At 55.5% G+C, this 20,373-nt stretch carries 18 protein-coding genes; all 18 read right to left on the bottom strand.

Translation table 11 applies throughout. The features are described 5' to 3' along the window. Positions 1-26: 26 nt before the first annotated feature. The gene (locus ACLM7Z_RS07885; RefSeq protein ID WP_087018485.1) at positions 27-725 is read right to left on the bottom strand and encodes a DNA alkylation repair protein; all 699 of its coding nucleotides are present in this window, start codon (positions 723-725) and stop codon (positions 27-29) included. Further along, positions 722-2,728: a leucine-rich repeat protein gene (locus ACLM7Z_RS07880; protein ID WP_435644817.1), complete on the bottom strand. Its 2,007-nt coding sequence runs from the start codon at positions 2,726-2,728 to the stop codon at positions 722-724. Before ACLM7Z_RS07880 ends, ACLM7Z_RS07885 begins: the two co-directional genes overlap by 4 nt. Positions 2,729-2,841: 113 nt before the next feature. Next, a complete protein-coding gene (locus ACLM7Z_RS07875) occupies positions 2,842-4,221 on the bottom strand; it encodes an MATE family efflux transporter (RefSeq protein ID WP_087018489.1) in 1,380 nt (459 codons plus the stop codon). Between the two features lie 58 nt (positions 4,222-4,279). Continuing rightward, positions 4,280-4,624, bottom strand: a complete 345-nt coding sequence (locus ACLM7Z_RS07870; RefSeq protein ID WP_133058265.1) for a hypothetical protein — start codon at positions 4,622-4,624, stop codon at positions 4,280-4,282. A 34-nt stretch (positions 4,625-4,658) separates the two neighbouring features. Next, positions 4,659-5,594: a magnesium transporter CorA family protein gene (locus ACLM7Z_RS07865; protein WP_087018493.1), complete on the bottom strand. Its 936-nt coding sequence runs from the start codon at positions 5,592-5,594 to the stop codon at positions 4,659-4,661. Positions 5,595-5,712: 118 nt separating this feature from the next. Beyond that, entirely contained in the window at positions 5,713-6,876 is a 1,164-nt protein-coding gene (ftsZ, locus tag ACLM7Z_RS07860; protein WP_087018495.1) for a cell division protein FtsZ, read from the bottom strand. 228 nt (positions 6,877-7,104) lie between these two features. Beyond that, entirely contained in the window at positions 7,105-8,223 is a 1,119-nt protein-coding gene (locus ACLM7Z_RS07855; protein ID WP_273350468.1) for an FtsQ-type POTRA domain-containing protein, read from the bottom strand. A gap of 24 nt (positions 8,224-8,247) precedes the next feature. After that, positions 8,248-9,372: an undecaprenyldiphospho-muramoylpentapeptide beta-N-acetylglucosaminyltransferase gene (gene murG / locus ACLM7Z_RS07850; RefSeq protein WP_087018499.1), complete on the bottom strand. Its 1,125-nt coding sequence runs from the start codon at positions 9,370-9,372 to the stop codon at positions 8,248-8,250. A 36-nt stretch (positions 9,373-9,408) separates the two neighbouring features. Beyond that, positions 9,409-10,701, bottom strand: a complete 1,293-nt coding sequence (locus ACLM7Z_RS07845; protein WP_435644816.1) for an FtsW/RodA/SpoVE family cell cycle protein — start codon at positions 10,699-10,701, stop codon at positions 9,409-9,411. 40 nt (positions 10,702-10,741) lie between these two features. Then, complete coding sequence (gene mraY / locus ACLM7Z_RS07840; protein WP_087018502.1) at positions 10,742-11,788, bottom strand: phospho-N-acetylmuramoyl-pentapeptide-transferase; 1,047 nt, start codon at positions 11,786-11,788, stop codon at positions 10,742-10,744. A 23-nt stretch (positions 11,789-11,811) separates the two neighbouring features. Further along, positions 11,812-13,170 carry a UDP-N-acetylmuramoyl-tripeptide--D-alanyl-D-alanine ligase gene (locus ACLM7Z_RS07835; RefSeq protein WP_087018504.1) on the bottom strand — a complete coding sequence of 453 codons (1,359 nt, stop codon included), beginning with the start codon at positions 13,168-13,170 and terminating at the stop codon, positions 11,812-11,814. 88 nt (positions 13,171-13,258) lie between these two features. Further along, the gene (locus ACLM7Z_RS07830; protein WP_435644815.1) at positions 13,259-14,707 is read right to left on the bottom strand and encodes a UDP-N-acetylmuramoyl-L-alanyl-D-glutamate--2,6-diaminopimelate ligase; all 1,449 of its coding nucleotides are present in this window, start codon (positions 14,705-14,707) and stop codon (positions 13,259-13,261) included. Positions 14,708-14,723: 16 nt separating this feature from the next. Beyond that, positions 14,724-17,036, bottom strand: coding sequence for a penicillin-binding transpeptidase domain-containing protein (locus ACLM7Z_RS07825; protein WP_087018508.1), 2,313 nt, complete (start codon positions 17,034-17,036; stop codon positions 14,724-14,726). 169 nt (positions 17,037-17,205) lie between these two features. Further along, entirely contained in the window at positions 17,206-17,685 is a 480-nt protein-coding gene (locus ACLM7Z_RS07820) for a septum formation initiator family protein (RefSeq protein ID WP_087018510.1), read from the bottom strand. Positions 17,686-17,702: 17 nt separating this feature from the next. Next, a complete protein-coding gene (gene rsmH, locus ACLM7Z_RS07815) occupies positions 17,703-18,647 on the bottom strand; it encodes a 16S rRNA (cytosine(1402)-N(4))-methyltransferase RsmH (protein ID WP_087018513.1) in 945 nt (314 codons plus the stop codon). 18 nt (positions 18,648-18,665) lie between these two features. Further along, a complete protein-coding gene (gene mraZ / locus ACLM7Z_RS07810; protein ID WP_087018515.1) occupies positions 18,666-19,082 on the bottom strand; it encodes a division/cell wall cluster transcriptional repressor MraZ in 417 nt (138 codons plus the stop codon). 278 nt (positions 19,083-19,360) lie between these two features. Continuing rightward, positions 19,361-19,822, bottom strand: coding sequence for a F0F1 ATP synthase subunit B family protein (locus tag ACLM7Z_RS07805; RefSeq protein ID WP_087018517.1), 462 nt, complete (start codon positions 19,820-19,822; stop codon positions 19,361-19,363). 45 nt (positions 19,823-19,867) lie between these two features. Then, complete coding sequence (gene coaD, locus ACLM7Z_RS07800; protein ID WP_087018519.1) at positions 19,868-20,353, bottom strand: pantetheine-phosphate adenylyltransferase; 486 nt, start codon at positions 20,351-20,353, stop codon at positions 19,868-19,870. Positions 20,354-20,373: the final 20 nt, after the last annotated feature.

Here is a 20,373-nt window from a genome sequence, read left to right as displayed (position 1 = left end):
ACCTTATCACTATTAAGTCTTTCGATTCAGGATTTTTTCTTTTTCCGCTGCTCCCGCAGCTGTACGATGCGTTCACGATCTGCCCCGGTCACACGGCGCGAATCAAGGATTTTCTGTATTGCCATGCGTGCAGTTTCCGTGTCCAGTGTGACCCGCTGCATCCAGTCCCATGTATCATCCGGATCACGGACATAACACACAGACACAGCCCAGCCGACTGCCATTCTGACATAATACCCCGGATGCGATACCTGTTCCAGCTGCGCCAGCACGCGCGGCAGCCATTCGCCCTGCGCGAAGTGGAAAAGCAGCATGACCACGCCAAACCGCACCGCAAACTCCTGTTCACCGGAAAGATATGGCAGGATAAACTCCCAATAAGCCTCCGGTTTTTTCTTCGCTTCCTTCAAACCGTTACAGAAGCTGTCACACACTGACCAGTTATCAATGAGCGGGATAAAATCCCGTATGTGCTGCATGCGCTGATCCGTCGGACACTTCATGCAGCCGATGACCATACCGCGCAGCATAATCTCCTCAAACAGGTCGCCGCACGGTTCGGCAAAATACGCGTCGGCATCTGTGGCAATTTCCTTTGCCAACGCACGCAGGCGCGGCAGGCGCACACCAATCATGGTTCCACAGCCCGGAACGAGTGCGGACGAAAAATCGCGGTATTCCCTTTCCGCCATCGCAAACAGCCGCGCACGAATTGTGTTCTTCATGGCTCGCGCACCCGAATGCCGCACTGCTTACAATACTGCCAGGCATAGCTTCCGCTGTGTGCAATGACAGTCAGCTTGCCAAACCGCCCGCGCAGCAATCCTCCGCCCGCACCAAAGGCTTCCTCTCCGATGTGCTGTACGGAATCCGGCACACGAAGGACTGTCAGGCTGTCACACTGTGCAAACGCCTGCCTGCCGATGCGGCGCACACCCTCCGGTATCACAATCTGTTCCAGCGCCGTGCAGCCGAAAAAGGCACGTTCCCGGATTTCCGTCAACCGGAACGGCAGATCAAACTGCCGCAATGATACACAACCGGAAAAGCACTCTCGCGGTATCACTGCCAGCCGCAGGGAGAGCTGTACCGAAGCGAGACTCCGACAGCCCGCAAAGGCGGCTTCTCCCAGCCGGATACAGCGGTCCGGCAAGAGGAGCTTTTTCAGCCCACTCCCCCGGAATGAAGCATGTCCCACACTGCGCAGCCCGGATGGCAGCGTAACCTGATGCAATCCTGTGCAGCCGTCACACAATCGATCGCCCAACACCTGCACGCCCTCCGGCACGCGCAGTGAGCCGAGTGCCGTACAGCCTGCAAACGCACGCTCACCAAGTTCCTGCACAGTATCGGGCAGGTGGAAACGCGACAAACGCACGCAGTCTGCAAACGCGCCGTCCAGAATCTTTACCAGTCCGCGCGCACACTCCACCTCACTGAGATTGCCGCATCGCAGGAATGCCTCTGTACCGATGCTCTTCACGGTCTTGCCGCATGAAACCGCAATAATGTCTTTGCGTCCGCGGAATGCGCGGTCACCAATCGACGAATATCCGCGTACAGACAGACGGTTGAACGGAAACCATGGCATACGGATACGCCATGCGGGCAGATGTGCCGCCGTGCGCGGTGTCAGTACCCCAGTCGGCTGTGCCGCCCCGCGCTGTACCGGATAACCGGCAAGCTGCTGCGCCATATAGCGCATTTCCGGTGATACTGTGGCCGTCAGTCCGAAGATACCCAGCAAATCAAACCGGGGTTCCTGCGGCCTTTGCCAGAAATCCAACGCAGTCTGTGGTTTGCTCTCCGGCACAGATGCCGGACGACCCAGCGCATCCAACGCGTCATACAGCTCCTGTGCCGATGAGAACCGGTCAGACGGACGAAATGCGCACGCCTGTAAAATCACACGGCTGAAGGCAGCATCTGCCTGAGACGGCGGCGGGAATTCCTCCCCGCTCAGCCGGCGTGCCACTGCGGTATCCCAATCGCGCGGCGGCATGTCCCTGTGGAAAAATGGCAGATAGCCGCCATTTGCCAGCTGATACAGCACGATACCGAGCGAATAGATATCCGCGCGCGCATCATACTCTTCTCCGGCAACCACCTCGGGTGCCGCATATTTTTTCGTGCCGATTGCCGTACCCGCATGCACTGTACCTGCCAGCTGCTTGGCAATGCCGAAATCACCCAGCTTATAACTGCCGAACCGGCTGCGGAAAATATTATTGGGATTGATATCGCGGTGCAGAATGCTGACGCTGTGGCAACAGATCAGGCCACGGCTCAAATCCATACCGAGGCGGCGAATCTCTTCTGCCGTGTACAGCTTTTTCTCTCCTCGGCCAAGCAGTGTGCCGAGGCTCTCCAACAGCTCCATGCGGATCAGCAAGTCACAGCCGACCAGCCTGTCATCTTCATACAGCTCCATCACGGCATGATCGTCCATATGCACGACATGGTCTGCACCGCGCAGGGTATCCATCGTGCCAACCTCACTGTCATATGCCTTTTTTGCGAGCGCACGCACCCGTTCCGGCGTATCTGCCAGTGTGCGATCCGGCAGAATTTCCACCACCTTGAGCGCCGCAGTATGTACCCCGCCGAACAAATCGCGTGTTTCCACGCGATAGACACGCCCGAAATTGCCGCTTCCAATTTCCCCGCACACGTGCCAGCTGCCAAACAGCGGCTCATACCCGTGCAGGCGCTGTTCCAGCCCCAGCATACCGTTGCCCCCTTTCGTTTTTCTCTCTGCCTCAAATTATAACAAACGATGTATGTCCCGTCAAACCGAAGGCAAAAAGCGGAGCCGCACATTCTGCGCGGCTCCGCCCCGGTTTAATTTTCCGATTCCCTCTGCATCTTGCGCAGTGGGATAAAAATCTTTTGATTGATTTTGTACATAAATGTGAGCGACAACGCCAGCGAAGCGACTTCTGCAATCGGGAACGACCACCAGACTGCATGGATGTTGCCGGTCAGGGACAGCAGATAAGCTGCCGGAAGCAACACAACCAGCTGGCGGCCAAACGAAATGGCCAGGCTGTACAGGCCGTTGCCCAGCGCCTGGAAGGTGGACGAGCTGATGATACAGATTCCCGCGACCAGGAAACTCCACGAAATGGTACGCAGCGCCGGCTCTCCAATGGCAAGCATCTCCGGCGAAGCGTTGAAAAAGCTGAGCAGCAAATCCGGCTTGAGTTTGAATACCAACAAACCGATCAGCATGATGCACTCTGCATAGACCATCGCCAGAGCAATGGTTTTCTTGATTCGATCCGGTTTACAGGCACCGTAGTTATATGCAATAATCGGAACCATGCCGTTGTTCATGCCAAAAATCGGCATGAAAATAAACGACTGGAGCTTGAAATATACACCGAAAACCGCAGTTGCCGTCGAGGTAAACGCGATCAGAATGCGGTTCATGCCGTACACCATGACCGACGAAATTGACATCATCAGGATGGACGGGATACCGACCGAATAAATCTGTCCAATGATATGCCCGCTCGGACGGAATCTGCCCTTCAGGCTGACATCGGTGTTAAACTTAAAGTTGAAGAAAACCGCCATCACACTGGCGATAATCTGTCCGGCAACCGTTGCGACCGCCGCACCCGCGATGCCCAGCTTCGGCAGGCCAAACATGCCGAAAATCAGGATCGGGTCGAGAATGATATTGATAATCGCACCGGTGCCCTGTGTGAACATGGTATAAATCGTGCGGCCGGTCGCCTGAAGCAGCCGTTCAAACATCATCTGGATGAACATGCCGAACGAGCAGATCATACAGATGCTGAGATACGTATCACCATATGCAATAATGGTCGCACTATCGGTCTGCGTGCGGAAAAACAGATTGCATGCCGTGAGTCCCAAAATCAAAAAGACCAGATAGCTGCAAATCGCCAGAAAAATGCCGTTTTTCGCTGCTTTATCCGCAGCTTCCTGATTTTTTGCGCCGAGTGAGCGCGAAAGCAACGCATTGACACCGACACCGGTACCGGATGAAATCGCAATCATCAGATTCTGCACCGGAAACGCCAGTGAAACGGCGGTCAGCGCGTCCTCACAAATGCGCGATACAAAGATACTGTCAACAATGTTATACAACGCCTGTACAAGCATGGAAATAATCATCGGCAGCGCCATCGAAATCAACAGCTTGTTTACCGGCATGACACCCATCTTGTTTTCCTGTTTTGTCTCAGCCATAAGCAAACCCTTTCCCCACCTGATACATCTTCAATTCTGTCACATCTTCAAGTTCAAATCAGCACTCGTATTCGTCAATTTCAAAGCGGTTGCCGTCATCATAGCCCACATCGAGGTATTCCATGACAGCCAGCGCCTCCCAGCAGTCGCACAGACGAACCTGCTGTACAATATCCATCTTATCCCACTGTGAACGGGTGCACAGCTTGCGCGTGCAGGCAATGCTGTCCTTGTAATTGGTGCGAATCCAGCGCTCCGGGTCCTCCTCATGAATTTCGCAAATCTTGTTGCCTTTTGAGTCAACCAGCTGCATCGGGAGATCCTTTTTAAAGCGGCCGGAGATAAAAATGCTCTTGAGCAGACCGGCCAGAGATACCACCGAAGTGATTGTCTTGGTTGTCATACGCATTATCCTTTCCTATCGTCAAATCAAATACTCAATACAGCTTGTGTTTTTTGAGAAACTGCCATGCGACAATGCAGCCGATGACCGCAATAATCACCGGGATAAAGCTGATTGCGCCCGGCAGGTGTGAAACATTCATGCCGTAAAAGCCGAACACCATATTCGGGATGGTCATAATCAGGGTGATGACAGTCAGAGCCTTCATGATGTCGTTCATGTTGTTGGAAACAACCGAAGAATATGTCTCCATCGTACCCGCCAGAATGGAGGAATAAATACCTGCCATCTCGATTGCCTGACGGATTTCGATCAGCGCATCCTCCAGCAGGTCGCGGTCATCCTCATACAGCTTGAGGATACGTCCGCGCAATACCTTTTCCATCGTCACCTCATTGCCCTTGAGGGAGGCGGAAAAATAGACGAGGGATTTTTGCAGGCCGAGCAGCATCATAAGTTCTTCGTTGCGCAGGCTGTCATACAGGCGGCGCTCGATATCGGTGAAGCTGCGCTCAATGCGGTGCAGGTAATTCAGGAAGCGCCCCGCCACGCGGAGCAGCAGCTGAAAGACAAACCGCGTGCGCATGGCGGTCTGCACGCCGCGCACCTTGCCCGATGCGATATCACGCGTGACACTGGTGTCCTCCAGACAGACCGTAATGACGACATCTTCCGCCACGACAATGCCCATTGGGAGTGTTGCATACATCTGTACATCGCGCGTGATGCTATCGCTTTCCTCCTCAACCGGGATATCGACAATAAGCAATGCCTGGTCATCCTCCAGCTCCACACGGGAGGTTTCTTCCGGGTCGAGCGCAGCATTGATGAAGCCCGCATCCACATGCTGGGACACGATCACGCTGTCGATTTCTTTCCGCGTCGGATTGACCAGATTGATCCAGCAGCCAGGTTCTGCGCGTTCCAGCGCGACCACCGTCCCTGCATCTGCCTTGAAGTATTCAATCATCGCATGCACCTCCCATTTCACTTTCGTCCCGATGAAAAGCCCTTCCTCCGAAGAAGAAGGGCCATTCGCCTTTATTTCTGCTGTATCGGTTCGAAAAGGCTCGAACCTGTCGGCAAAATTACTTGCTGCTGAAAATCTTCATGATATCCGCGAACGGATCATCCGCTTCGACCGGATTTCCGTCAGCCACGCTCGCCTCAGCCTGAGACTGCTGCGGAGCCGGCGCTGCCGGTGCGCTGAAGGTCTGCGCCGGTGCGGAGAATGTAGAAGCTGCCTTCTTCGCGTTGGAGAAGATGGAAGAGGTCTGCTCCTGCTTGGCAGCCGGAGGCGCGTCGAAGCCGGTTGCGATGACAACAACGCGGATCTCATCGTCTACATCGTCGTCAATGGATGCACCGAAGATGATGTGTGCATCCGGATGCGCCGCAGCCTGAACCATGCTTGCTGCACGCTCGATTTCATCCAGACCGATATCGGAAGAACCGATGATGGACAGGATGACGCCGTGTGCGCCGTTAATGGAGGTCTCGAGCAGCGGGGACTGGATTGCCTTCTTCGCAGCTTCCTCTGCCTTGTCCTTTCCGGCAGCAGCGCCCACGCCCATGTGCGCATAGCCTGCGCCCTTCATAACGGAGGTAACGTCCGCAAAGTCCAGATTGATGAGACCCGGGACAGTAATCAGCTCGGAGATCGAAGCGACTGCCTGACGCAGTACGTTGTCGGCGATTTCAAATGCGTTCTTGAAGCTGATCTTCTGCTCGGAGACATACTTCAGACGCTCGTTCGGGATAACAATGAGGGAGTCTACATTTTCCTTGAGGTTTTCAATGCCCTCGTTCGCCTGCTGCATGCGCTTCTTGCCCTCGAAGCCGAACGGTCTGGTGACAACGCCGACGGTCAGAATGCCCATTTCGCGCGCGATCTGCGCAACAACCGGTGCGCCGCCCGTACCGGTGCCGCCGCCCATGCCAGCGGTGATGAATACCATATGTGCGCCTTCCAGTGCCTTGGAGATATCCTCGCGGCTCTCCTCAGCAGCCTTGCGTCCGGTTTCCGGTCTGGAGCCTGCACCCTGGCCCTTGGTGAGCTTGGCGCCGATCTGGATCTTGACGGAAGCCTCAGAACGGTTGAGTGCCTGCTTGTCCGTATTTATTGCGATAAACTCAACGCCCTGTAAGCCGCTGGTAACCATGCGGTTTACCGCGTTGTTGCCGCCGCCGCCAACACCGATGACCTTGATGTTGACAATGGTATCGTAATCCATTTCAATCTCGAAACCCATGTTTGATCTCCTCCGTTGTGTTATATGAAGTAATTTTCATTTTCAAATTCAGATGAGCGCCGCACCACCGGGTGCAGGAGCCCATAACCCTATTTTCTTCATTCTACCTCTTTCCCGCTGCTTTTGCAAGATAAGATGGCAGATTCGTTCAAAAAAACTTCCGGATTTTGCAGAATCCGCCGTGCGCAGCGGCACAGCAATCAGAAAAAAGGATGCTATGGCAACAGGTTACAGGATAATTTTTCCATACAGCACCACCCCTGTGGTCTGTCCATCCGAATTCTCCTGGCTGCTGTCCCCATCCTGTGCGCCGGTATCCGCCTGTTCCTCCTGTCCGGAAGCATCATCCGCACCAGTTTCCTCCTGCTCTGCGGAATCATCCGTGCTGTCCTGCTCCTGCCCGTCGTCCGTGCTGTCCCCGGACTGTCCGGTTTCAGCCGCATCGTCGGCCTCTTCGGTGTCATCCTGCTCTTCGCTCGTGCTCACAGTATCATCCGGACGGTAATGCGCCTTTTTGTCATCCGTCAGGTCAATGATGCCGGTCTCCGGCAAGGACGGCTCTTTCAAAATAGCCTGTAAAAACTGAATTTTATGCTCCAGATCGCTCAGGTTTCCAAGCAGGATGGTATACCGGTCGTCAAACCGCATGCGCACATCATAGGCTTTTTCAATATCAATGCTGCCAACCTTGTCGTTCATTTCATATTGCGTCATCAGGTTCATCAGGTCGAGTACTGTCTGCAACTTTTCCTGCTCGTCCCCGACCGTATCGCCGACCTTGAGTTTTTCTGCCTCCGCGCCGACAACTTCAACCGTATTGTCTGCCACCTGCCCGTTCTTCTCCAGAACCTTTCCCGTCATATCCATCAGCAGGTATTCGCCGTTTACCTCTACCGACAGCGCCGCAGTGCGCTCGGTGATTTCAATTTGCAATGTGCTCGGCAGCCTGCGGTGCAGCTTCACCGTATCCAGATAGGGATATTTCGCCTGTAGGATCTGCGCGATATGGCTGGAATCGAGGAAAAACATGTTGTCGCCCTCGCGCACACCGCTCGCATCAATCAGCTCCTGTTCGGTATAGCGGGTATCGCCCGTGACTGTGATATGCGATACACGAAAAAAAACCGTCGGTGCAAGCACAATCGCCGCGCAGATCAGAAGCCCGCACACCACCCGGAACACCAGCTTATTCCGTCTGCGCCGCCGTTGCCGCTGCTGCCGCGCCCGCTCTGAGTTGCGCGAGGTGCGCGCCGGGCGGGCAGGCTGCCCGGCTCTGTTTGCCTGCTGTCCGCTGCGGGATGACACCGGACTATTTGTTTTCCGTCGGGGCTCCGTTTGTTTTGCCATGTCCCCCTCCTCTCCGACTGCCGGTTATCTGCGGGCAGCCTCCAGAATATGCTGATAAATCTTCTCGCTGGCGTCAACGATCGCCATTTTTTTGGCGCAGCGCCCCATTTCCGCGAGCTTTTCATCGTCTGCCAGCAGCTCAGTCACCGCCGCATACAGCTTTTCCGGCGTACATTCCGGCTCAGTGATGACCTTACATGCGCCATTCTGTTCCAACGCTCGCGCGTTTTTTTCCTGATGGTTCTCCGCAACATACGGGGACGGCACGATAATCGACGGCTTGCCCAGCACGCACAGCTCGCCCAGTGTTGCCGCGCCTGCACGGCAGATGACGAGGTCAGCGGCTGCCATGACATCCGCCATGTCGTAAATATATTCGCGCAGCTCAATATTCGGGTGCTTGTCCAGATCTACACCCAGCTCGCGCACGCTGTCCGGCAGCCACTTGTATGCCGCCGTACCGGTCGCATGAATATGGCGGAACGCGTCATGCTCGCTCTCCAGCTTGATAAAGCCCGCCATGTGGCGGTTCATATACAGAGCGCCCATGCTGCCCCAGAACGAAACAACCAGCTTTTCTCCGTCCGCAAGGCCGAGCTTGCGGCGCGCGTCCTCGCGGCGGACAAAGATAATTTCGCCGCGCACCGGTGCGCCGGTCAAATGGATATTCGGGCGATTTTCCAGCAGTTTCCGTGTGTTTTCAAAGCAGATCAACACGCGATCTGCCTTTTTCGCGCATGCCTTGGTCACGACGCCCGGAAACGCGTTGACCTCGAGCAATACAGTCGGAATATGCAGCTCCTGCGCAGCACGCACCATCGGGAAACTCGCATAGCCGCCGCAGCCGACGACGACATCCGGGCGGTATTCCTTCAGGATTTTCTTCGCCTTCGAGGTCGCAGTCAATGACTTTTGCAGCGTGGCAATGTTATATGCAATCGCGGACGGTGAGAAGGAGCGCTTGAGGCCCCGCACATCTATCGTATACAGCTGATAACCCTCGCGCGGAACGAGTCGGGACTCGATACCGGTCGAGGTGCCTGCGAAGCGTACCTCTGCGTCTGCACGGCGCGACTGGACATATTTTGCGATTGCGAGACCGGGGTTGACATGACCTCCGGTGCCGCCTCCTGTGATGAGCAATTTCATATCGGATTACCCCTTTTCGTCAGATCCAACCTGCCGTCATTCTTTTTTTGACGGCGGAATATTGCGGGAAATATTGAGCAGAATGCCAATCTCAACCAGCTGCATGACAAGTGCTGTGCCGCCGTAGCTGAACAGCGGCAGAGACGCGCCGGTGACCGGAAACAGGCCGGAGACAACGGCGAGATTCAGCAGAATCTGGAACGCAAACTGCATCGTGATGCCCGTCGCCAGCAGACTGCCAAAGCGGTCCGCCGCGCGGCGCGCGATGGAGAAGCCGCGGTAGACAAAGTAGGCGAACAGCACCAGAATCAGTGCCGCGCCGACAAAGCCCAGCTCCTCGCAGATGACCGAAAAAATAAAGTCGTTCATCGGCTCCGGCAGATACAGGAATTTCTGCCTGCTCTGTCCGAGACCAAGCCCGAACGCGCCGCCCGAACCGATGGCAATGAGCGACTGCACTGCCTGATAGCCGGTGTCCTTCGCGTCGAGAAACGGATTGAGGAAAATATTGATGCGTTCCTGTACGTGGTTGAGCGTAAAATACGCAATGACCGCGATAATGCCGCCGCCGATACCGACCGGAACAAGAAACCAGACATGCATGCCCGCGACAAACAGAATCACAAAGCCGATGACAATCAGGATCATTGACGCCGACATATGCGGCTCCATTGCGAGCAGCAGGATATACACGCCGATCAGCGCGACATAGACCAGCAGTCCCTTCACCTTGCGGACGCTCTCCGGCTTCGCACTCGCCATCGTCGCAAACAGCAGGATAATCGCCAGCTTCGCAATCTCAGACGGCTGAAAGCCGAACAGCCAGCGGCGTGATTTATTCAGTGTCGTTCCGAGTGGCGTAAGCACCAGCACCAGCATGACAAAAGAGATAAAATACAGGATAAATGCCCATCTCTTGTACATGGTATAGTTGATACAGGAAACGCCCCACATCAGCACCAGCCCCACGACCGCCATGCCGAGCTGACGGATGAAATAATAGAACGGGCCGATATTGCTGCTATAATATCCCTTCGGATAGCTGGCTGACAGCAGCGCGATCAGGCCGACAACCAGCAGCATCACCGTAATGAGCAGCAATGGTGCATCAATTTTTTTCTTTGACTGTTCGAGCAGCCCCGCCTGAAACGCATTGCGCGGCTGCACCGTCCTGACCTTCGCGCGTGAACGCCGGACACGCCGCTTCCCACGGCTGTCCTGCCGGGACTGCGCCTGTGCCTTCTGCGGGGATCTGCGGGACGCCGCGCGCCGCCGCGGGGAACCCCGTCGCTTTGTATTGGACGCTGTAGGCAGAGAGACCACCTCCATTTCCCGTCACAGCAATCAGTTTCTCCGTTGATTTGTTGATTTACAGATAGCGCGGTGCAACACCGAAATACGACAGGATGCACATCAGCGCGGTAATTCCGGCAAAAACCAGAACGATCTTCTTTTCGCTCCAGCCGCACAGCTGGAAATGATGGTGCAGCGGTGCCTTGCGGAACACACGCTTGCCTTCCATTTTAATATTGCCCTTCGCATCGCGCACCGGATTGCCGTTTTCATCCAGCACCGGCTTTTTGGTCATCTTGTAATAGGTGACCTGAATGATGTCGGACAGTGTCTCAATGACGTAGATCAGGCCGACCAGCGCGAGGATCAGCGGCTGGTCACAGGCAAACGCAAGACCGGCAACCGCACCGCCGAGAAACAGCGAACCGGTGTCGCCCATAAACACCTTCGCTGGATTGAAGTTGAAAATCAGGAAGCCTGCGAGACCGCCTGCCAGCGCAGACGCGAATACGACAACCGGCAGATTGCCCGAAACCGCACCGATCACGATGAAATACACCGCTACCGGCAACGTGACGCCCGCCGCCAGACCGTCCAGACCGTCGGTCAGATTGACCGCATTGTTGCAGCCGACCATGATGAACGCTGCAATGACGACGTAAATCAGCCACGGAATGTCGAGCGAAACGCCGACAAACGGAATATACAGGCTGGGCATCAGATAACCGCCCATATGCACGACTGTCAGGAAGACCAGCGCCAGCACCAGCTGAAGCGCAAATTTTTGACCGGAGGTCAGGCCTTCATTTTCCGCCTTGCGAATCTTCGTACGGTCATCGATGAAGCCGATCACGCCGTAGCACAGCGACAGCACGAGCACCGTAAACGACTGTACGCTGAGACCGCCCAGCACGAGATTGACGACAATCGTCACAAGCGTAATGCTGATGATGAACATAAATCCACCCATCGTTGGTGTGTTCTGCTTGCCCGCATGTTCGGGCACATAGGACAGAATCTTCTGTCCAAAGTTCATTTTCCGTAAGTATCGAATCAGGAACGGTCCGATTGCCGCTGTAATCAAAAACGACGCAATGACCGACACCGCAATAATGGTTGTCATGTACAAAATCCCCGTCTTTCTTTTTATTTTTCCCGGAACAGCTCGAGTGCTTTTTCCATCTTCCAGTACCGGCTGCCCTTGAACAGCAGCGCGTCGCCCGGCTTTGCCGCGCGCTTCAGCGCACAGGCAAGGCCCTCATGCGAATACAGGATATGCATGTTTTCCTGCGGCATACCCGCTTCTGCGGCACCCGCGCAGTAATCCTCCGCACCATCGCCATAGCAGTAAAGGAAGTCTGCACACGCCGCCGCCTTTTTGCCGCAGCGCCGGTGCTCGACTTCGGCAAACCGCCCAAGCTCGCGCATGCCGCCGAGCACGGCAAACCGCCTGCCGTTGACACTCAGGCTTTTGAGCACCTCCAGCGATGCCTCGACCGCATCCGGGCTGGCGTTGTAGCACGCATCAATAATGGCAAAGCCGTCTTCGTAGGTAATCGTCTGGTGCAGATCGTGAAACGAGGCAAGCCCTACCGCAATCTGCTCATGCGACAACCCGAGACACAGCCCCGCTGCTGCCGCCGCCAGCGCATTGTATACGTTGTGATAACCCGCTGTATTCAGCACTGCGTCAAAGCTGCCGCCGGGATGTACAATTGTCAGCTCAACACGGTCGTCATGCAGCACGATATGCTCCGCACGCACGTCGCATTCCGGATTGTCGATGCCGAAATACAGCGTTTTAACGCCCAGCCAGTTTTTCTTGCACCAGAGCAGCGGCTCGTCGCCGTTGAGCACCGCTGTGCCGCCCGGGCGCAGACCCTCCAGAATTTCCAGCTTCGCATCACGGATCCCCTCACGAGAGCCGAGAAATTCAATGTGCGCCGTACCAACGTTGGTAATAATGGCGACATCCGGCTTTGCCTGCACAGTCATGTGGGAAATCTCCTTGAAATTGGACATACCCATCTCTACCACTGCCGCCTGTGTATCTTCCTCCAGGCGGAACAGTGTCAGCGGCATGCCGATTTCATTGTTCAGGTTGCCCTGCGTATAAATGGTATTGAACTTCTGTGCGAGCACTGCCGCTGTCATTTCCTTGGTTGTCGTCTTGCCGACCGAGCCGGTGACGCCGACAACCGGGATGTCAAACAGGCTGCGATAACCGCCTGCCAGCGCCAGCAGCGCGCGGCGCGTGTCATCGACGCGAATAACCGGAACCGGAAGGTCGACATCGCGTTCAGACATCACTGCCGCCGCCTGTGCCTCGACCGCCTTTTCCAGAAAATCATGCCCGTCGAAGCGCTCACCGCGCAGTGGGATGAACAGGCTTCCCGCCGGAATCGACCGCGAATCGGTGGATACGCCGGTCATGCGCGTATTGCCGTCTCCGACGACCACGCCGCCCACAAATGCGGCAGCCTGCGCAGCCGTAATTGTCTTCATAATTCGGATTCTCCTCTTATCATTCTCTTACCCCCGCAGGAGCATTTGAGCGTATCTGAACAGTCAAAAACTGGGGTTCAGACAGCGCTTACTTCTTTTTTTCAAAATATTCTGCAACCACTTCGCGCTCATCCAGATGATGCTTGACGTGGTTGATTTCCTGATAGGTCTCATGCCCCTTACCCATCAGCACGATGGTATCACCCGCCTGCGCGATATCCAGCGCGTGCCAGATCGCCTCCGGACGATTGACAATGACCTCATACGGCGTTTTGGTGTCCTTCATGCCCTCGAGGATGTCGTCGATGATTGCCTCCGGCTTTTCGGTGCGCGGATTATCCGACGTGACGATACACAGATCGGACAACTGTGCCGCAATAGCACCCATCTTCGGGCGCTTGGTGCGGTCGCGGTCACCGCCGCAGCCGAACAAACCGATCAGGCGACCCTTTGTGAAGCCGCGCGCCGCCTTCAGGACATTTTCCACGCCATCCGGGGAATGCGCATAGTCAATGAGTACGGTGTAATCGGTATCGGTCGGCACGACCTCAACGCGGCCCTTGACGCCATGTGCACAGCGCAGAGCAGCGGCTACCGCAGCGATGGAAATACCCAGCGCTTTTGCACAGGACAGCGCGCACAGCGCATTGTAGACGGTAAACTGTCCCGGAATCCCCAGCGAGACCGGAACGCATTCACCTTCTGCCACGCAGTTAAACTGAATGCTGTCTGCATGCAGCTGAATGTCCTGTGCGCACAGATCACAGCCCTCTTCCTCGCCATAGGTAAGGAACGGGCACGCCTGCTCCGCGAGAATGATCCGGCCATCCGCATCGTCGCGGTTCATGACGCCGGTTTTGCTCTGATGGAACAGCAATGCCTTTGCATCACGGTATGCCTCCATCGTCTTATGAAAATCCAGATGATCCTGTGTCAGATTGGTAAATGCGCCGACGGCAAACGTGATACCGTACACGCGGTCGAGCACGAGCGAATGCGAGGAAACCTCCATCAGCACGTGCGAGCAGCCCGCATCGCGCATCTGCGCAAACAGGCGCTGTAATTCAAATGACTCCGGCGTGGTGCGCTCGGTCGGCAGAATCTCATCGCCGATCATGTTCTGGTTGGTGCCGATCAGACCGACCTTATGACCCTGTGCCTCAAGAATGGTCTTGAGCAGATAGGTTGTCGTCGTCTTGCCGTTGGTACCGGTGATACCGACCATGGTCATACTGTCCGCCGGGTGGTCGAAATAATTTGCTGCCATCTGCGCGAGCGCGCGGCGGGATGACGGCACGCGCACATACGGCACGGAAATGCCGCCCTCCGGGACATATTCGCAGACAATGACGCCTGCACCCAGTTCAATTGCCTTGCCGATGTATTTGTGTCCGTCGGTCTCAAAGCCGGTGATGGCGACAAACACATCGCCCGACTTTACCTGACGGGAATCATACTTCAGTTCGCCGATTCCACATGCAGCGTCTGCGGTCTGCTCCACAATTTCAACGCCGCTGAGGATTTTTTCCAATTTCATTGTATGCGTCCTCCTTTTATTCCTGGCTGGTAACCGCATTGCCAAATGCTACCGTGACAACCGAGCCGGGGGAAACCTTGCTTCCCGCTGCGGGACTCTGCTGCATGGCGACCGATGCGCCGCTGGCGCGCCAGTCCGCAATGCCGTTCTGCTTCATATATAATCCGTAGTCCGCGAGCTGCTGGCGTGCCGCCTCAATGCTCATGCCGCTGACATTCGGAACTTCTACCTTATCCACCGGTTTGTTTTCGCCGCAGTACAGAACAACCTTGTTGTCCGGCTGAAGCGAAATGCCCGCCACCGGAAGCTGGTCGGTGACTGTGTCGCCATCGCCCTTGACCCGATAATCCAGCCCAAGCTCTTCCAGCGCGGCCTCGGCGTCCTCGACCGACTTGCCGACCAACGACGGAATCGTGATCTCCTGACGGTCAGTTTCATCCTCCGAATAAATTGCTTCCACGCCGAGATACGGCAAAATATCCTCAAAAATACGTCCAACTGTCGGCGCTGCAAGCGCGCCGCCGCCCTTGACCGAGGTCTGCGGCTCATCGATCATGACAAGCACAGCATACTGCGGGTCATCCATCGGCGCGACGCCGATAAACGATGCGATACGCAGCGAGTCATCGCTCTTCGGCTGCTTCTGCGAGGTTGCTGTCTTGCCGCCGACACGGTAGCCCGCGACATAGGCATTCTGACCAGTGCCCTGTGAAACGACATTCTCCAGATAAGTCCGGATCAGATCGCTGGTTTCCTCCGAAATAACCTGCCGCTTGACCTCTGTCGAAATTGTCTGTTTGACGTTGCCATCGGTGTCGACAATCTCCTTCGCCACATGTGGTGTGACCAGATCGCCGCCATTGCAGGCTGCTGCGACCATACACAGCTCCTGAATCGGCGTGACCTGGAAGTTCTGACCGAACGATGCAGTCGCCAGGTCGACCTCACCCATCGGATCGTCGAAGAAAATACCGGTCGCCTCACCCGGCAGATCGATGCCGGTCTTTTCCATCAGGCCGTACGCCTCAAAGAATTTGCGGAACATGTCTGTCCCCAGCAGAGCACTGATATCCATCATCGCGACGTTGCACGAATTTTCCAGCGTCTGCCCGAGCACCTGCGTGCCGTGACCGCCGCTCTTCCAGCATCGGATGGTGCGATCCTTGACGATCTTGGAGCCACCGCAGGTAAACGTGCTGCTGTCCTCCACGACACCCGCCTCCAGTGCGGACGAAACCGTAAAGACCTTGAATGTCGAACCGGGCTCATAGGTATCGTTGATGGCCTTGTTGCGCCACAGGCGCAGCAGGATCTCACTGTATTTGCTGCTGTACTCCTCGCCGCTGAGATTATCCAGCTCAGCGAGCAGCGAGGTGTATTCCTCCGGAATGGTGCGCGGATTGTTCAGATCGAAGTCCGGCTTGGTGGACATGGCGAGGATTTCGCCCGTCTTGATGTCCATGACAATGCCGCACACGCCCTTTTTCGCCTGATAGTCGTTCAGCGCCTCCTCCAGATGCTTTTCCAGATAGTGCTGCACGCCTTCGTCGAGTGACAGCACGACGCCGTCACCATCCTGCTCCGGCACATACTTTTCATAATCATACGGCATATCCGAGCCAAGTGCATTGGTCGCCTTGACCACGCGGCCCGCGACGCCCTTGAGCACATCGTTATATTGCAGCTCGACGCCATACAGCCCTTCGCCGTCGTTGTTGGTAAAGCCGATCACCTGCGAGGCAAATGTGCCATAGCGGTAATAGCGCTTGGAATCCGCCGTCGTATACACGCCGGAGAGGTTCTCCTCCTCCAGCGCCTGCATCAGCTCGTCGGCAATATCCGCGTCCACGCGGCGCGCAATGCGGACATACGACACTTTTCGCTGAATTTTTTCCAGTGTTTCGTCATAATCCAGCTCCAGCTTTTCCGCGAGCACGCTGGCGACTTTCTTCTGATAGGTTTCGACCGCTGCGGCGATTTCTTCGTCGGTCGGATCGATGGTCTTGCCATTGGCATCTGTGCGTTTTTGCACGGATGCCTTGCCCTTGTCACGAATGATGGAAGGGTCTACGCTGATTTCCTGCGTTGTCGCACTGACGGCAAGCTCTGTCATATTGCGGTCATAAATGGTGCCGCGCATCGGCGTAATAATCAGATCCTTGGTCTGATTTTCCGCCGCTTTACTCTGATAAAAATTGGTGTTAATCACCTGCATGTAAAACAGCTTCGCCGCAACCACAACGAAGCCCAGCACGGCAAACACCAGTATCAGAAAGGAAACCCTCTGGCGCATGGATTTATTCGGTTTGCTGGGGCGTTTTTGTGCCATGTGTCTGTTCTCCTATCGTTCCTTCCTGCCTGATACCTGTATCAAAACGGAATACATGTTATTATATCACAACTATAGCGTCATTTCATCGTCATTGTGACAAAAAACAGGAGTCAGAAGGTTGTTCACACTTCTCACTCCCACTGCTTTCAATATGTATATGGTTTCATCACCGCAAAAATGATAAAATGGCGTTGAAGCTCTTTACAAAGCTGGAGACCAGCTTGTCCACCCCACTGGAAGCCTCATTCACCTCGACCTGGTCAGTCTTCTGGAGTTCGAGGTATTCCTCCTGGCTGCGATCCATCTTGACGAGACCCAGGACATTCTTGGCGTAATCCTCCACCTCATCCAGATCCACCGAATTTTCTTTTTTCGCGTTGAGCGAGACATACTCACTGTTCAGCTGCGCAAGGGTCGCCTGTTTCTGCTCGACCTGCCCCTTGAGTTCGGTCATCTGGACGTAGCACGACACCGTAGTGACCGCGATAAATGCGCAGATCACACCGATGAGTCCCATCGCCAGCATATGAATCCGTCTGCGGCGGCGCAGCGCACGCTGACGCTCCCGCTTTCTTCTGCTTGCACTTATGTTTTTATCTTGAACGGCGCCGGCAGTTGCTCCGCCGCGCCCGGAATACTCTCTCATTGTTGAGCCGCTCTCCCTTAATGATCCGATAATTTCTCACACACTCTCAATTTGGCGCTCCGTGCGCGGGGATTTTGAGCGATTTCCTGCATAGACGGCAGCATCGGCTTGCGTGCCACCAATTTCACCTTTGCAGTCTTCCCACACACGCAGACGGGGAAGTCCTTCGGGCAGGTGCAGCCCTGTGCGGCCTTTCGGAACGCGGTCTTGACGATACGATCCTCCAGAGAATGGAACGTGATGACCGCCAGACGCCCGCCGGGTGCCAGCGCGTCAATGGCGCGATCCATCGCCTCCTGTACAGCCATCAGCTCATCATTGACCGCAATGCGGATCGCCTGAAAGCTGCGCTTGGCAGGATGCTGTTTTTCGCGGCGTGCTGCCGGCGGCATTGCGCTGCGGATGATATCCGCGAGTTGGACCGTGGTTTCAATCGGCTGCTGCTGTCTGGCGCGGTCAATCGCCGCGGCAATCTGCGGCGCATAGCGCTCCTCGCCGTATTCCTGTAAAATGCGGCGCAGCTCTGCACGATCCCACTGGTTGACAACCTCATAGGCAGACAGCTGCTGCTGCTGATCCATGCGCATATCGAGCCGTGCATCCTGCATATAGGAGAAGCCGCGCTCGGCGATGTCCAGCTGCGGCGATGACACGCCGAGGTCAAACAGGACGCCGTCGACCTGATCCACGCCGCACGATGCGAGCGCCGTGTCTAGATTGCGGAAGTCACTCTTGACCAGTGTAACACGATCCATGACATCCGCCAGACGATCCTTTGCATTTTCCAACGCCATGTCGTCGCGGTCGAGCGCGATCAGCCTGCCGCCTGCGGTCAGCCGCTGCGCGATGTGCAGGGAATGCCCCGCGCCGCCCAGCGTCGCGTCCACGTAAATACCATCCGGGCGGATGTTCAGGCTGTCAAGGCATTCGGAAAGCAAAATCGAAATATGTTGAAATTCCATTCCTGTCTGAATCCTCCGTTAAAAGCCCAAATCTTCCATCGCTTCCGCGATACTGCCCGCGTCAAGCTGTCCGTTGTATTCGTCCCATTTCTGCCTGTCCCAGATTTCCGCGCGGTCAAGCACGCCGATGATCGTAACGTCATGTACCAGCTTCGCGTGACTGCGCAGGACGGGCGGAACGACAATGCGACCCTGCTTGTCCACGGTGACATCAGCCGCCGCCGACAGGAAGAATCGCTGCAAGTTTCTTGATTTCGACATGGGGAGCTGCCGGATCTTATCTTCCAGCGCCTTCCATGCATCCAGCGGGTACAGGAACAGGCATTCATCCAGCCCTTTGGTCACAACAAAGCTGTCGCCCAACTCCTCCCGGAGCTTTGCCGGGATGAACAGGCGGCCCTTGGCGTCCAAGGTATGCTGATACTCACCCTTCACAGCTGCGCCCTCCTGCTCCGTTCAGCGGAAATCCGTGGTATTTTGCGCCACCTTTCCCCACCGTAGTTTTATTATACGTTTTGTAATCTGAAAATGCAAGGACATGCGGGATTTTTTTGAGTGGAAAGCAAGACTTTTTTAGTGATTTGTGAACAGATTGCGAACATTCGAACGTATGTTCGCCCGTTTTGGTTGTATTTGGCAACTTCGTCCAAAGCAACAAGGGCAGAGAACGAACCGAGTCCATTCTCTGCCCTGTATCTGCTCATGTAAGACACTTATTTCTGGTTGGCGCTTTCAAACTGCTGGCGGCACTTGCGTACCTCCTCCAATGTCGCCTGTGCGCAGGCCTCAGTTGCGTTCAGCTTGTCGCTGCAATAGGTGCTGACTGCGCTGCGCAGCTGTGCTGCCTGCTGCTCCGCGCTGGAAACGATTTCGTCCGCCTGCTTCTGTGCTTCTGCAACCAGTGCGCTTTCGTTGACCGTCTTGCGCACATATTCCTCCGCCTTGCGGCGCAGGTCATCCGCTTCCTTTTTGCCCGCCGCAACCATCTCATTGCGCTTCTCGACAATCGCGCGCGCCATCTCGAGATCCTTCGGCATGCTGGTGCGGATTTCGTCCAGAATATCCAGCGCCCGTTCGCGGTCGATCATGCACTTTTCCGTGCTGAGCGGGACGCTGCGCGCCTCCTGAATCATGTCATATAACGAATTTACGAGTTCTTCTAAAACAGCAACCATATCTTGAGCCCTCCCATGATTGTAATCTATCTGACGTTCGGACGCTCACCTTGTCCGATCCAGTTTTTTCATAATATCGTCGCGGATCTCCTCCGGAACAAAACCGGTAATGTCCCCACCGTGGCGTGCAATATCGCGCACGATTGTCGAACTCAGGAACAGATACTTCTGTCCCGTCATCAAAAAGACGGTATCCACATCCGGATTCAGCTTTTTGTTTGCAAGCGCCATCTGGAATTCATATTCAAAATCGGACACTGCGCGCAGTCCCTTGACGATGGCGCAGGCGTTTTTTTCCTTCACATAATCCGCCAGCAGCCCGCCGAAGCTCTCGACCTCCACGTTGGGAAGATCGCGCGTCATGCGCCGAAGAAAGTCCACCTTTTCCTCCATCGTAAACGACGAATGCTTTTCGCCGTTAATCATCGGTGCGACAATGAGCTTGTCAAACAGACGGGATGCACGCTGAATAATGTCCAAATGTCCGAGCGTGGCAGGGTCAAAGCTGCCGGGATATACCCCGATTCTCATACTGTGCCTTTCCGGCTCCC

Origin of the sequence: Butyricicoccus porcorum (assembly GCF_051246315.1) — a bacterium.
Lineage (GTDB): Bacteria > Bacillota > Clostridia > Oscillospirales > Butyricicoccaceae > Butyricicoccus_A > Butyricicoccus_A porcorum.
Note: the sequence above shows the minus strand (reverse complement) of the source record. Positions and strands in the feature narration are given on the sequence as shown.